At 39.2% G+C, this 15105-nt stretch carries 13 protein-coding genes and 1 pseudogene; 1 reads left to right on the plus strand and 13 read right to left on the minus strand.

Going from position 1 to position 15105, the window contains the following annotated elements:
- Window positions 1-228 precede the first annotated feature (228 nt).
- The 3 genes from BR30_RS38310 to BR30_RS0131970 all read right to left on the minus strand — a co-directional run bounded on the left by BR30_RS38310 (window position 229) and on the right by BR30_RS0131970 (window position 3564).
- Window positions 229-501 (minus strand): hypothetical protein, encoded by a 273-nt coding sequence (locus BR30_RS38310; protein ID WP_155929008.1) that lies wholly within the window; start codon window positions 499-501, stop codon window positions 229-231.
- A 441-nt stretch (window positions 502-942) separates the two neighbouring features.
- Complete coding sequence (gene iadA, locus BR30_RS0131965) at window positions 943-2115, minus strand: beta-aspartyl-peptidase (RefSeq protein WP_026568603.1); 1173 nt, start codon at window positions 2113-2115, stop codon at window positions 943-945.
- Window positions 2116-2151: 36 nt separating this feature from the next.
- Window positions 2152-3564 (minus strand): YfcC family protein, encoded by a 1413-nt coding sequence (locus tag BR30_RS0131970; protein ID WP_026568604.1) that lies wholly within the window; start codon window positions 3562-3564, stop codon window positions 2152-2154.
- A 274-nt stretch (window positions 3565-3838) separates the two neighbouring features.
- Between BR30_RS0131970 and BR30_RS0131975 the strand changes: the two genes are divergently transcribed.
- Complete coding sequence (locus BR30_RS0131975; protein ID WP_026568605.1) at window positions 3839-5884, plus strand: sigma-54 interaction domain-containing protein; 2046 nt, start codon at window positions 3839-3841, stop codon at window positions 5882-5884.
- A 234-nt stretch (window positions 5885-6118) separates the two neighbouring features.
- Here the strand turns inward: BR30_RS0131975 and BR30_RS0131980 are convergent, their stop codons facing one another.
- The 10 genes and pseudogenes from BR30_RS0131980 to BR30_RS0132020 all read right to left on the minus strand — a co-directional run.
- On the minus strand, window positions 6119-6736 hold the full coding sequence (locus tag BR30_RS0131980) for a HutD/Ves family protein (RefSeq protein WP_081825660.1): 618 nt from the start codon (window positions 6734-6736) through the stop codon (window positions 6119-6121).
- A gap of 38 nt (window positions 6737-6774) precedes the next feature.
- Window positions 6775-6887: pseudogene (locus BR30_RS37175) on the minus strand (aromatic amino acid lyase); the annotation flags it as partial.
- Window positions 6888-6952: 65 nt separating this feature from the next.
- Window positions 6953-8251, minus strand: coding sequence for an imidazolonepropionase (hutI, locus tag BR30_RS0131985; RefSeq protein WP_026568607.1), 1299 nt, complete (start codon window positions 8249-8251; stop codon window positions 6953-6955).
- Window positions 8252-8277: 26 nt separating this feature from the next.
- Window positions 8278-9951, minus strand: a complete 1674-nt coding sequence (hutU, locus tag BR30_RS0131990; RefSeq protein WP_026568608.1) for a urocanate hydratase — start codon at window positions 9949-9951, stop codon at window positions 8278-8280.
- Window positions 9952-10265: 314 nt separating this feature from the next.
- A complete protein-coding gene (locus BR30_RS38635) occupies window positions 10266-10397 on the minus strand; it encodes a hypothetical protein (RefSeq protein ID WP_269320669.1) in 132 nt (43 codons plus the stop codon).
- Window positions 10398-10444: 47 nt separating this feature from the next.
- Window positions 10445-11743, minus strand: a complete 1299-nt coding sequence (locus BR30_RS0132000) for a Glu/Leu/Phe/Val family dehydrogenase (protein ID WP_051633873.1) — start codon at window positions 11741-11743, stop codon at window positions 10445-10447.
- A gap of 73 nt (window positions 11744-11816) precedes the next feature.
- Window positions 11817-11999 (minus strand): YolD-like family protein, encoded by a 183-nt coding sequence (locus BR30_RS0132005; protein ID WP_026568610.1) that lies wholly within the window; start codon window positions 11997-11999, stop codon window positions 11817-11819.
- A 234-nt stretch (window positions 12000-12233) separates the two neighbouring features.
- Window positions 12234-13766, minus strand: a complete 1533-nt coding sequence (gene hutH / locus BR30_RS0132010) for a histidine ammonia-lyase (protein WP_026568611.1) — start codon at window positions 13764-13766, stop codon at window positions 12234-12236.
- 112 nt (window positions 13767-13878) lie between these two features.
- The gene (gene hutP / locus BR30_RS0132015) at window positions 13879-14328 is read right to left on the minus strand and encodes a hut operon transcriptional regulator HutP (RefSeq protein WP_026568612.1); all 450 of its coding nucleotides are present in this window, start codon (window positions 14326-14328) and stop codon (window positions 13879-13881) included.
- A gap of 138 nt (window positions 14329-14466) precedes the next feature.
- On the minus strand, window positions 14467-15105 hold a 639-nt coding region (locus BR30_RS0132020), incomplete at its 5' end, for an amino acid permease (RefSeq protein ID WP_026568613.1).

Below are 15105 nucleotides of genomic sequence, written 5' to 3' on the forward strand. Positions count from 1 at the left end.
TATTTTGAAAAAATCCTTTTAAACATTGTGTAATGTGACAATAAAGTTATTTAATTTTAAAACTCCAAATACTTATAACCCCCGTTCTGAGTTAGGACAGGGTTATAACAAATTTGTTTAATTTTTGATGTAAAAAACTTCAATGTACTTAAAAATATAAAAATAAAGTCGTTTAAATCTAAGAGTTATTACATAATCGCGCCCTTTTGCTTAATAATGACTTGCATTTTATTTTTTAGCGTGCTCGGTTCCAATTTCCTCACTCAACTTAGGAAATTGTTTCTTAAAAGATTTTACTATCTTTGTGGTTTTACTAAATGCATTTTTTTTCTCGCCATAAAGAATCCATATTTCTTTATTCTGAATATGTTCATATAGAGACGATTTAACTGTATCGCGGTAGTCAGGAGCGAGTTTCCTTGTTTTACGTCTTTCTTTCATCTTATCGTGGTAAAGTTTATAAAGTTCCGTCGTGATCCAGTCTTTTTGACTCTCCTTCAATTGTGAAAAAACTTGTTTGAAGAAGCTTTCCATTTACCTTTAAATGATTTTTCATCAAGAACCGTCCTTTAAATCTTACTTGACTTATCCTTAAAAATCTTAAACACACTTGCTATTGTTTCACTTTATTTGAGGAAGAAAAAGCGTCTCCACTTATGCAGAAACGCGTACTTTTCTTAAGTAACTTGTATCGTATTATAATATTCAAATATGGACTTCGGGAAATTTTCCATTGCTATCATATTTAAATACCATAATACGCATTAATAGGAAGCTCGCTTTCTCCTAAAAGTCTTTTTTATTCGTATATTACATTGAATGGTATTCATCATGGACAAAACAGGCACCTTCTTCTTTGAAGATATATGATGACCTTTGAATCCCACAAGAAATTCAAGAGGCTAGTTTTTAGTATCATTTTCTTTGCACCGGAACCTTCCTTTATTCAAATGTTCCCTTCATTATTGGAACTTTGTTTTCTACCATAAGCTTACCTTTTGCAATGACACTGTGAATGTCCAACGTTTCTTTTTCCAACAATACTATATCAGCATCCTTCCCGGTTTGGATGCTGCCTTTTCTTGAAAGCTTTAGCACATGTGCAGGATTCGTGGTGATGACCTCCAATGCCGTTTCCAGCGGGATGTCTTCCTCTAAAACAGAATCGCGTACTTCGTGATATAGAGATGATACTTTTCCGACTTGAAGGCCTACACACTCCCCATTGCTGTCAAAGCAGGGAAGGCTGGCCTGCCCGTCTGAAGAGAAGGTGATGCGTCCAATTGGAACCCCTTCTTTAAGCATCATACTTAATGCCTTGCTGCACTTCACTTCGCCTTCTTCCAAAAACTGAGGAATGGTACTTGTAGTAAAGTCTACGTATCCTCCTCGTTTCGCATAATCAATACCTGCCCTGAATAATTCTTCATTTCGGTTGATATGTGTAGGATGGAGCTGCCGAATCGGAATGTTGGTTTTTTCTGCAATTTCATGCAGTAATGAAAGCTTTTCATCTCCGTCCCCTACATGAACTTCTAATATGCCAGCTTTTCCTGACAGGATACCGCCATTGCGTGCCGCAGCTGCGACTTTAGCCAGTTCCTCAAATGTGGGTTCTGATGATCTATGGTCGGAGATTGCAATCTCTCCAACACCGATAATTTTGTCGATTAAAATAATATCGTCTTCGATTTTACCCGTCAGTGTTTTTACTGGCACTTGATAGGAGCCTGTATGAATGAAGCAGGAAACACCCTCTTCTTCAAGCGCCCTCGCCTTGGCAAGCAGACTTTCCATTTTACGAGTTGTCCCGTCCGTACCAAGCAAGCCGACTAGTGTTGTAATACCTGCAGTTGTAATATCAGTGAGCATCAGCTCGGGAGTGCGGGTTTTGAATCCGCCCTCGCCGCCTCCACCAATAATATGGACATGTGAATCTATAAATCCCGGAACAACCAAAAGATTTGCCGCATCAATGATTTGAATAGGAGCAAAGTGGTCAGGAATCGCGATTCTGTCATCTATGAATGCGATTTTATCGTCTGCAATTAATATGTCTTTCCGTCCTAGGTAATTGGGTGCATATACTTCGCCATTTTTGATTAAGGTAAGCAATTCGTTTTTCCTCCTGTCAATACTTTTTGTCATCTATTAGAATGGACCATATCCGATGAAGTGAGCTGTGATAACAGCTATTAATCCGATGAGATATTGAATGAGCACCAGCGGCAGAATCCACTTCGCCCACTTTGTCCAAGGAATGCCTGCAATGGCCAAGCTCGCCATTAAGGTGGTAGCGGTCGGGAAAATCATATTTCCGATTCCGTCTGCAAAAGAGAAAGACAACACTGCAGTTTGGCGTGTAATATCTAATAAGTCTGCTAGCGGAACCATAATCGGCATTGTTAGCATCGCATGACCGGTACCGGACGCTAGAACAAAATGGATAAGAGCCTGGAAGTTGTACATGCCGGCAACGCTTAAATAAGCCGGAATATGCTTGATAGATTCAGATACTAGATGCAGGAGAGGGTCAACGATATGTCCCTCATTCAATATAACAAGAATGGCGCGTGATACGCCGATTATCAAAGCTCCGCTAATCAAGGAAGCAGAGCCTTTGGTAAAGGAGTTGACAATATGATTTGCTGACAGTTTTCCGATGATTCCAATTACGATTGTTAATATAACGAATAAGGCTGCAATTTCTGTAATGTACCATTGGAACTTGATGACACCAAACGCCAAGACGATGTAGTTAATTAAAAAAGCACCCAGGATAAGCTTATGTCTAGTTGTTAACTTCGCACTTGATTGCAGTAGATGGCTTGCTTCTTCTTTTGTATATTTTCCGTAGATGCCTATAGAAGGATTGTTCTTTACCTTCATTGCGTGACGATAGACAAATAAAACAGAAACAAGATAGACGATAACAAATAAAACAAGGCGGTACCCCATCCCTGAGAACAACGGTAATTCTGCGACCCCTTGGGCGATTCCTACTGTGAAGGGATTCATTATGGCAGTCGTAAACCCTGACAATGCTCCTACTATGACGATGGCAGTTCCTGTAATTGTATCAAATCCCAGTGCCAACGCTAGCGGAATAACAAGAGGAACATAAGCCAGCGTTTCTTCCGCCATCCCCATTAATGAACCACCTGCGGCGAAAACCAGCATCACGACAGGAATTAAAAGCTTTTCACGCGTCGACAACTTTCGAGCCATTGTGGCAATCAGCCCGTCAACCGTACCGGTTGCTCTTAAAACACCGAAAAATCCTCCAATAATTAATAAGAAAAAGATAATATTGCCGGCATCTACCATTCCTGTATGAACAGCTTTTATCATATCGAACAATCCGACCGGTGCCGATTTTATCCATTTAAAAGAATTGGGGTCTACAGTTGTCCGTCCATCTGCTTCAATTCGTGTATAGTCTCCTGCCGGCAAAATATAAGTTAATAGAGTTGATATTGCAAGAATGGCGAATAGCAATACAAAAATATTGATTTTTCTCTCTTTTTTTCCAAGCGAAACAACCTTTTCTTGTAGCTGGCTCATGTATGTCTCTCCTTTGTATTTAATATAAATGGATAAAACTAAAACGCTTACAAAATAAATACCTCATATAGACTATTTTCTTTTTTTCTCGTATTCTGCTGTTTCCCTCCTTTTCTAATCCTCGAGGCATTCATTGATTTAAATATGCAAGAACTGTGCCAAAATGAGTATATTGATGTATAAGTAAATTTTTATGGTTAGATTAGATTTTTGGTTTTTATCGGTCTTTTTTGGTGATATAATAGAACCAATTTAAAGGCGAGTAGGTGTTTTTATGTCAAAATCCTCACTTACACTTATAGCGGGAAGTGCAAAAACAAGGCAAGCCTTGCAGGAACAAATGGAACAATTAATTGGAGACTATATTCATATTAGAAGCCATGCTGTTGATGATGGATTACCGCAGTATCTGGAAGATACAATTATCTTGTATTCATCAGATATTTCTTATAATAGAACAAACAGGATTTCTAACGTGAATGCCAAGAAAATAATTGTAGGAAAGAGAACAGTTCATCATGACCATATTGACAAACTTTTAAGTATACCAGAAGGTTCAGCAGTTCTGCTGGTGAATGATGATGATGATACAACTACCATGCTTATTGAATCCTTATATCAACTTGGTATCAATCATGTTCAATTTATCCCTTTTCGGAAAGGTAACTTGTTTTATGAGAATGTTGAAATTGCCGTTTCACCAGGAGAAACACATCTTTGTCCCTCTTATATAAAAGAAGTAATTGACATAGGTGTGCGTCTTTTTGATATGACAACAATTCTGGAAGTTGTAGAATGCTGCGGTTTGAACAAGGATATATCCTCGAAGATTTCAGAAAGATATATTAGCAATATTATTGAATTACAACGTAAACTGCTATATGCAGAGCGTGATGCGAGGCAAATGAGCGAACACATCCAAAATGTGGTAGGAACTATCGATGATGGAATATTGGTCGTCAACCAGGAAGGTCGGATTACAGTATTCAATCATCGGCTTGCTGCATTGTTTCATGTTGTAGCGCAAAATACAGTTAATAAGGATATAGAACATGTGATAAATTGCCGGGATATCACCGATTTCATCATGAACGGTAAGGATGAAAGCAAGTTCTTTGACATAGATGGCGTAGGTGTCGTAATTTTTCGAGTGCAAATGATGAAAGAAAATACAATTATCGCAACTTTCAAGAGTGTGCATCAAGCTTTTGAAATTGAAAAGACAGCGCAAAGAGAAATGCGTAATAAAGGATTTCATACAAAATACGGATTTGATGATATTATCGGCGAGCATGATGTAATGAAAGATCGGAAGAGGATCGCCAAGAAACTTGCCTTGTCGGAGCATCCGATTTTAATTCAGGGAGAGACAGGAACAGGAAAAGAACTGTTTGCGCATGCGATTCATGAGCATTCATTGCGGAAAAACGGGCCGTTTCTGGCTGTAAACTGCAGCGCATTAACAGAAAGCCTGCTTGAAAGCGAATTGTTCGGCTACGAAGAAGGGACATTTACAGGAGCACAAAGGGGAGGCAAGAAAGGTTTATTTGAATTGGCGGACAACGGGACTATCTTTTTAGATGAAATTGGTGACATAAGTCTTACAGTTCAATCACATTTGCTGCGCGTTCTACAGGAGGGGGAAATTCGCAGAATCGGTGGTGGAAGAATTATACCTATTAATGTTCGAGTGATTACCGCAACGAATAAAGATCTTCAAGGAAAGATACGGGACAGTTCATTCAGATCAGACTTATTTTACCGGCTGAATGTACTTAATCTCCGCATTCCACCACTCATTGAGAGAAGAACGGATATTCCACTTTTGATTAAACATTTCATCACAAAAAGCGGGAAGTGGGTAAAGACTGAACAAGACGTTCTGGAGTATTTCATGCAATATGAATGGCCTGGAAATATACGAGAACTAAAAAGCACACTTGATTACATGTTGACGGTTTGTGAAGGAAATGTCGTGACGAAAAGAGATCTTCCATCCTTGTTGGGACAAGCGAAAGACGGTGTATTGTCCGAATATTCTACATGTGAAAGTATGCTGGAAATGAAGGAGCGCGCTTTCATCTTAGAAGTAATCAAGCAATGCAATGAAAAGGGAAAAGTAGCAAGCAGAGAGTTGATTTCAAGTCAAAGCAAAGAAACAGACTTTGTCTTGTCCCCTCAGCAGATTCGCCTCCGCTTGGATATTTTAGAAAGTGAAGGATTTGTCGTCAAAGGCAGAGGACGGGGCGGCACGAAGATAACAGTTGCCGGAATAGAGTATTTATATTTTCTTAAGTCAAAGCATGCAGTGTATTCCTAAAGAAATCATTCCTGCATTTTGCTTTTGAATGAAAATGATATAATTAGCACGGAAATTATCCAATATTAAAAGCCCAATTTCTCAGTGTTATAAACGAGAAATTGAGCTTTTTTCACTTCACAATAGCTCCCTTTAGTGCATTATGCCTTGTTCAACAATCTAGCCCTTCACATTAAGAAAGACGCTATCCTTATTCTAGATAAGCTACCGTCCTGAGAATTAGGCTTCCTGGTATTAATTAACAATACTTGCTCTAATAATAGAAACCTCTTTTTTAATTTTATTACAAAACTTAATACTCATTTCTTCAGATAAATTCTCCCTCATAATAATCAATGTATCACCTTTTTCGAAAAATAAAGGCTCTTCTTTATCTATTTCAACTTTTACCATTCCTTCAACACAATAAAAAACCTCGGTCGTTCCTGTCGCATCCACCATTAAATCCTGAATATCCTTATTAAACTGAATACAGGTAAGCCCTCCATCGCACCCCTCTGATAACATTAAATTAAAATCCTTAACCATCCCTTTGCTTCTTGTTGTCCATCCACCATCAAAGCGATCTTGCTCAAAAGGCTTCAAAACCACCGAATGCTTTCCTTCATGCTCAAGATACATTTCACCATCAATTATCATTATTACTCTTTGGATTCCTGGTAGATGCGTAAATAGGGATTCTTCTACTTCGACATCAGCAGTACTAATGCGCCATTGGAAATTCCGTTTACTATAATCCGCATCTTCAGGATAAATGGCCAGTTGTGTTGTTTTTCCACCGGACCATAAATTCGTAGGTTGTTCATTTTTTTTTGCAAATTTTATTGAATAAGTCATATTTCCACTCCACATATCTACCAATTTAATTAAGTCGAAGGTACCTGGAACCTATCTTCTTTGTTCGCTGAGGATGGAATTGAATCTGCACTTGCCGAGTGTGCCAAAGTTTTGTTTTCTGATACAAGAGATACAACTGCATGATGATAGCCCCTGATTGCAAGCCTTGCTCGGCTTAAATTTTTCCATCTTTATACCAGGTTCCGGCCTTCCCACGTAAAACTTGGAGGATTAATGGTTGGATAAAGAAAGCTCTTCATGTAACTGATTACCCTTGACAACCACAGCACCGTTTTTCACAACAGTATCCACATGATTGACACCATAAGAGTATTGGAGCTTCATATAATTTGGAACATTAAAGATGGTGATATCCCCTTTTTTGCCCACTTCCAAGCTGCCGATTTCTTTGCCGCGATTGATCGCATGCGCCGCATTAATCGTTGTTGCCGTAATAACCTCGGCGGGAGTCATCCCCATTTTCAAACAGCCAAGGCTCATAATAAACGGAAGTGACACTGTCGGCGAGGAACCCGGATTACAATCCGTTGACAAGGCCACAGGCACACCTAAATCAATCATTTTACGGCCATTGGCAGACTCAGCCATTAAAAAGTAAGCTGTTCCTGGAAGTAACACACCTACAACGCCTTTTTCTGCCATAGCTTTCATGCCTTTTTCTGATGCCTTTAATAAGTGATCGGCAGATACTGCTCCTACCTCAGCTGCTAATTCTGCACCTTCATATGGTTCAATTTCATCTGCGTGAATTTTTGCAAGTAAACCATGACGCTTACCTGCTTCAAGAATTCTCCGAGATTGTTCAGGAGTAAATACGCCATATTCACAAAAAACATCATTGAATTCCGCAAGCCCAAGTTCAGCTACTTTTGGAATCATTTCATTAATTAATAAATCAACAAATTCTTCCGGATTTTCCTTATATTCTTTTGGTACCGCATGCGCGCCCATAAATGTTGGAACAAGATCAATTACATGTTTTTCATTCAATTCTTTTGCCACTTCAAGCTGCTTTAATTCTGTTTCCCATTCCATCCCGTATCCGCTTTTTGCTTCTACTGTTGTAACGCCGTGACGCAAGAATTGATTTAAGCGCATATAGCTTTCTGCAAAAAGCTGTTCATGGCTGGCTGCCTGCGTTGCTCTTGTTGTAGCATGAATCCCGCCGCCGGCATTCATGATTTCCATATAAGTAGCACCTTGAAGACGCATATTAAATTCGTTTTCACGGCTTCCGGCAAACACAACATGTGTATGTGGATCAACAAGGCCTGGTGTCACTAGTTTGCCGGTTGCATCTACAACCTCTGCTTCTCCCAAACCCGCTGCATACTTTGCCGCTAATTCTGCATCCGTTCCAACCGCTTGAATCACTCCATCTTCAATCCAAACGCTGCCGTTCTCAATTATATTCAGCTCAGACATCGCACCCTTAACAAGGGGAGCTGTTGAGCTCCCCTGTAAAGTAACGAGCTGAGCAGCATTTCTAATAAAAAGTGCTTTACTCATTCGTTTCAAATCCTTTCAATCTGGTCTTAGTCTTCCTTTAGCATTGGCATTTTGATGCCTTTTTCTTTTGCAGTCTTAATTGCAATGTCATAACCTGCATCAGCATGACGAACTACACCCATACCAGGGTCAGTTGTTAATACGCGCTCTAAACGTGCTTCCGCTTCTTTCGTACCATCGGCAACGATTACCATACCAGAGTGTTGAGAATATCCCATACCTACTCCGCCACCATGGTGTAAGGAAATCCAGCTTGCGCCGCCTACTGCGTTGATCATAGCATTAAGAATTGGCCAGTCAGAAACTGCATCACTGCCGTCTTTCATGCTTTCTGTTTCACGGTTTGGAGAAGCAACAGAACCAGCGTCTAAGTGGTCACGGCCAATAACGATTGGCGCTGAAACTTCACCTGAAGCAACCATGTCGTTAATGATTTTACCAAAGCGGGCTCTCTCACCATACCCCAGCCAGCAAATACGTGCAGGAAGACCTTGGAACGCAATTCTTTCTTGTGCCATACGAACCCATTTGCAAAGATGCTCATCATCTTTATAAACACGAAGTAATGCTTCATCAATTTTGCGGATATCTTCTGGATCTCCGGATAATGCTGCCCAGCGGAAAGGTCCTTTACCTTCACAGAATAATGGACGGATATAAGCAGGAACGAATCCAGGGAAATCAAATGCATTTTCTACGCCTTCGTCTTTTGCTACCTGACGGATATTGTTACCGTAGTCAAATGTAATAGCACCTTTTTGCTGCATGGTTAACATTGCTTTTACATGTGTTGCCATGCTTTGTTTAGAAAGCTTCACATATAATGTTGGATCTTCTTCTCTTAATTTCGCAGCTTCCTCTAATGAATAACCAACTGGTACATATCCGTTAAGTGGGTCATGTGCTGAAGTTTGGTCTGTTAACACATCAGGGTTGAAGCCTTTTTCAATCATTAATGGTAAAATTTCTGCCGCATTGCCAAGAAGTCCAATTGAAAGTGCTTTTCCTTCTTTTTTCGCTTCGAACGCTAATTTTAACGCTTCATCAAGATCTTTTGTTTTTACATCAAGGTATCTTGTTTCGATCCGACGGTCAATTCTCCACTCATCTACATCGATGGCAATGCATACACCGTCATTCATGGTAACGGCAAGTGGCTGCGCGCCGCCCATTCCGCCAAGACCAGCTGTTAATGTGATGGTGTGTTTTAATGAACCGCCAAACTCTTGACGAGCAAGCTCAGCAAATGTTTCATACGTACCTTGAACAATACCTTGGCTGCCGATGTAGATCCAGCTTCCTGCTGTCATTTGCCCGTACATCATCAAGCCTTTTTTATCAAGCTCGTGGAAGTGCTCCCAGTTTGCCCAAGCTGGTACGAGATTTGAGTTAGCAAGCAATACGCGCGGTGCATCTTTGTGAGATTTCCAAACGACCACTGGCTTGCCTGATTGAACTAAAAGTGTTTCATCATCTTCTAGTTCTAAAAGCGTTTTCACAATTGCATCAAAAGATTCCCAGTTACGAGCTGCTTTTCCAATTCCGCCGTAGACAACAAGATCTTCTGGTCTTTCTGCTACTTCTTGGTCAAGGTTGTTATAAAGCATACGAAGTGCAGCCTCTTGTATCCAGCCTTTTGCATGTAGTTCAGTGCCTTTATAATTTTTAATGATTCTTTTTTCAGATGTTTTTGTTTCCATTGTTTCCACTCCCTTTGCTTAACTATGACTTAATTATAAAAATATAATCTTCTGAAAAATACAAATGAAAAAGTAGAAAACGTATAAATTTTTTTGAAATTGGGGGTGTTCATATAAAATATCTTTATCTAAAATAGCAGTATTTTTAGATATGTTCATTTTTTTTATATTTCAAATAAAAAGACTTTTGAAAAGAATCCTTCATTCCCTTTAAATTAAAACTTCATAGGGAAAAAACTTGTGATTTCTTTTTAGCCTTAGGGGCTGAAGTATGGCTTCAATCGATAAAAAAACACCCAGAGGCTATACCATGATTAGTAAAGATAAACAATCTCAGAAAGAATCCTGGAACCTTCCATATTTTCGAAAGCTCCTCTTGCTTCAACTTCTGTTTCAAATTCAAACATAGTAATATTTGTTTTTGAATAGAGAGTAATGACCCACATAAAAATTTCCTCCAATTAATTCTGTTATTAAATAATAGATCATATATTTAGACCCATCCACGATATTGGGATGCTTCTGCAATTTTTCTTATTCCAACCATATATGCAGCCAAGCGCATATCTACTTGGTATTGTTGGGCCGTGGAGAAAACCTTTTCAAAGGAATCGACAATTTTATCACGTAACTTTTGGGCTACTTCTTCTTCTGACCAATAAAAACCTTGGTTGTTTTGTACCCATTCAAAATATGAAACAGTTACACCACCAGAGCTTGCAAGTACGTCCGGTACAAGTAATACGTTACGATTTGTTAATATGTGTGTGGCCTCAAGTGATGTTGGTCCATTCGCGGCTTCAACAATAATTTTAGCCTTAATCTCATTTGCATTCTCGCCTGTAATTTGATTAGAAATCGCTGCAGGAACAAGAATTTCACATTCTTTTTCAAGTAACTCCTGATTCGTAATAACGTTTGTAAATAAATTTGTTACTGTACCAAAACTATCGCGCCGATCAAGTAAATAATCAATATCAAGCCCTTCCGGATCATAAAGCGCACCATATGCATCCGAAATACCAATCACTTTTGCTCCTGCATCTTTCATAAATTTTGCCAGATAACTTCCTGCATTCCCAAACCCTTGGATAATAACGCGTGCACCCTTTATTGGAATCCCTCTTCGTTTTGCTGCCTCTTCGATGCAAATCGTTACTCCTGCAGCCGTTGCCGTTTCACGTCCTTGAGAACCTCCAAGCACAATCGGTTTTCCTGTAATAAATCCTGGTGAATCAAATTCTTGAATTCGGCTATACTCATCCATCATCCATGCCATAATTTGCGGATTTGTATAGACATCTGGTGCAGGAATATCTTTCGTTGGCCCGACAATTTGGCTAATAGCACGCACGTATCCTCGACTTAAACGTTCTAATTCAAGAAACGACATGCTACGCGGGTCACATATAATTCCGCCTTTCCCACCACCGTATGGAAGATCAACAATACCGCATTTTAAACTCATCCACATGGACAATGCTTTTACTTCCTCTTCACTTACCTCCGGATGAAAACGTATTCCCCCTTTTGTAGGACCAACAGCGTCGTTATGTTGAGAACGGTATCCAATAAAAATTTTAGTGGAACCGTCATCCATTCGGACGGGGATACGTACCGTGAGGATTCTAAGCGGTTCTTTTAATAACTCATACATTTCCTCGCTATACCCTAATTTTCCAACTGCCTTTTTTATAATAGATTGAGTGGAACTTAATAAACCCAATGTATCACTTTGCGAGCCATCTTGTTTTTGAACTCGTTCGCTATTTATATCAACTGCCACTTTCATTCGATACACCTCTTATATAAGTTGTTTGAATTGATTGTACCAATGTATTATTTAGTGCAAAAAAAGGTAATGTTTAATGAATTTTTCTAATATCGGATAAACGAATGGAGAGATTTTTTTGCTGTCTGTCTTTTAATAAAAGCGCTTGTTTCTGTATATCAATTAGACATACACGGCCATTGCATGTTAGTAATGAACTATTCTCATAGTAAGTAATTGTAATATATTCTTTTTTTGTTAACTCTTTTAAAAACATCTGTTATACCCTCTCACCGAAGCATAAATAAAAATAATTTGATCCTTAGGTCTTATAAGTTCTGTAATTTCCAGTAAGAAAATAGTCACCGGAGCAAACAATGCTCCGGAATGACATTAAAAATTTGAACAGGAGGAGAGCTTAGTAACCACTATAGCTATTCACTCCATATCCTAAATATGGATGATTTTGAGAGATGTTGGTCTGAAAACAACTCTATCAACTTGTTTACTGTTAAGAAATTTCCTCTTTATCTAACATGTAAGTTTTTTCTACAAATGATTTCCAGTCGATTTGATATAACCAGCTTGCTGCCGCCTCAATATCTTTTGAGAACACACGATCTTGCGTAATGCTTGGGATAAGCTTTCTTGCTTTCGAATATAAAGCTTTTGTAAATGAAGCCATCTTATCCGTTCCACGGTATTCAACCGCCTGCATCGCACAAATCATCTCAATGGCCAGAACTCTTCTTGTATTTTGAATAATTTGATGTGCATGCCTTGAAGCGATTGTTCCCATGCTTACATGGTCTTCTTGATTTGCGGATGATGGGATTGAATCAACACTTGCTGGATGTGCCAACGTTTTGTTTTCTGAAACCAGAGAAGCTGCAACATATTGCATGATCATAGCCCCTGATTGCAAGCCTTGCTCAGGGCTTAAGAATGGCGGTAAATCATTTAACTGTGGATTGATTAATCGTTCAATCCGTCTTTCAGATATACTGGCCATTTCTGCAACAGCAATTTTCATAAAATCCATTGCAAAAGCGATTGGCTGACCATGAAAGTTACCACCGGAAATTACTTTTTCTCCATCATCAAAAATTAATGGATTATCCGTTGCTGCATTCATCTCAATCTCTAATTTTTCTTTTACATAATCAAGTGTCTGCCATGATGCCCCATGTACTTGCGGGATACAACGGAGTGAATAAGCATCCTGTACCCTCAATTCACCTTGCATCGTCGTCAATAAACTATCACTTAAGTAACCGCGGATTCGTGCTGCTACATCAATTTGCTGTTGATAACCTCTAGCGATATGAACTTCTTCTGCAAAGGCATCAATAATTCCAGTTAAACCTTCAATGGTCATAGAGGAAATTAACTCACTTTGGAATGCAAGTTGTTCTGCCTCTAGATAGCCTACAACTCCCATTGCTGTCATTGCTTGGGTTCCATTGATAAGGGCAAGGCCTTCTTTTGCTTCAAGTATTACAGGGAAAATCCCTTCTTGTTGAAAGGCTTCAAGTGAATCCATTCGATTTCCTTTATAAAATACTTCCCCTTCCCCGATAAGCACTAACGCTAAGTGGGAAAGCGGTGCCAAATCTCCACTTGCGCCAAGGGAACCTTGCTGCGGTATCACAGGAATAATATCTTTATTTACTAGGTCTAGTAACCTTTCGATAACAAGCGGCCTAATTCCGGAATAGCCTTTTAAAAGTGCGTTAGCGCGAAGAAGAACCATTGCTTTTGAGACAATCTCTGGGAAGGGCTCACCTACTCCGCAAGCATGGGAACGAATTAAATTAAGCTGAAGATCTTGAACATGTTCTTTATTTATAAGGACATCACTAAATTTTCCAAAACCAGTTGTAATCCCATAGACTACTTTTGATTCTGAAACAATTCTTTCAACTGCTTCCCGGCTCTTTCTGGCAGCCTCCAAACTGTTTTCTGAAGCGCTTACCTCCTGATTACCGTATAAAACGTCCTTCATTTGTTTTAATGTTAAACTTTGACCTGTTAATACAATCATTTCTTACACCCCTTATAATTTTTTTTACAACCAAAAGGGGGCTGTATTGATAGACGTATCCCGTCGTCAATACAGCCCCCTGTTTAACTAATAACTATAGGCTTTTAATTATTTAAATGTGGTTAATACCCAATCCAATCGCTTCATGTTCAAGCCCACGAACCGGTGCTCCAATTGTTCCATACACTGCAACAGCAATCCATTCGCCTTCTGCCTTGTTTTCAAACGGCTGGCCTCGAAGTATTGCAAACCGAAGCCCTGCTGTTCTCAGCATACCGCCAAGCTCTACTTGACCACGTGTCACTCCCTGAAGCGCTTCAATAATCGCATGATACAGCGCATGAATTTCTCGATAAAGATCAGGGTTGACTATTTCTTGCCTTTTCGCTGATGTCTCAATGGCTGCTACGATTTTTTGCAACTCCATTGATCCGACCTTTCCTTTTCCATAACGCCAATTCATTAGCGCTAACTTACTTGCTAATGAGGCCTCTTCCTCTGCTTCTGCAAACGCGTACATGATTGCCTGTTGCCCGATTCTTCTGTCGAACTCCTTAGTCATGCTGTTACCTCTTTTTTAATTTTCTAAATCAACTAATAACTTGGTTCTATCTTAAACGTATTCATATAGTTGAGTCAATAAAATTTTTCTCATATTTTATTTATATATTCTTCCAAAAAATAGATCAATAATAAATACTTAATCTCTGCGGAAATCCGCCTCTTTTAATGGAACCATTTTTGTTTTGTTAATACTTTTATAGCCTAAATAACCTATTAGGAATAGAGGTAGTCCAATATAAGAAACCAATACACCATACCAGTCAACCTTTGAGCCAATAAATGCCCCGTAATTTGTTCCAAGCATGGCGATTAAACATAATACTGTCGCTAAAATTGGACCTAATGGGAACCACTTTGCTTTATAGGGCAGGTCTTTGAAATCTCTTCCTTGTGCAACATAAGCTTTACGGAATCGATAATGTGTAACCGAAATACTTAACCAAGAGATATAACCAGCTAAGCCAGCAGCGTTTAATAACCAAGAATATACAGTTCCATCACCAAAAAGGGAGGTAAGAAAGCACAGCATCCCAACAAGGGTTGATATGTATAATGCGTTTATCGGAACGCCACCTTTATTTACTTTTTTCAAGAATGACGGAGCTTTTCCTTCTTCCGCCAATACCCAAAGGACGCGCGAAGCGGCGTATAAAGTGGAATTTCCTGCTGACAGAACGGAAGTAAGGATTACTGCATTCATGGCAGCAGCCGCAAAGGCAAGACCTGCATTTTCAAATACTAAAGTAAACGGACTCACTGCAATATTCTGTAAATC

The sequence above is a fragment of the Bacillus sp. UNC41MFS5 genome (assembly GCF_000686805.1).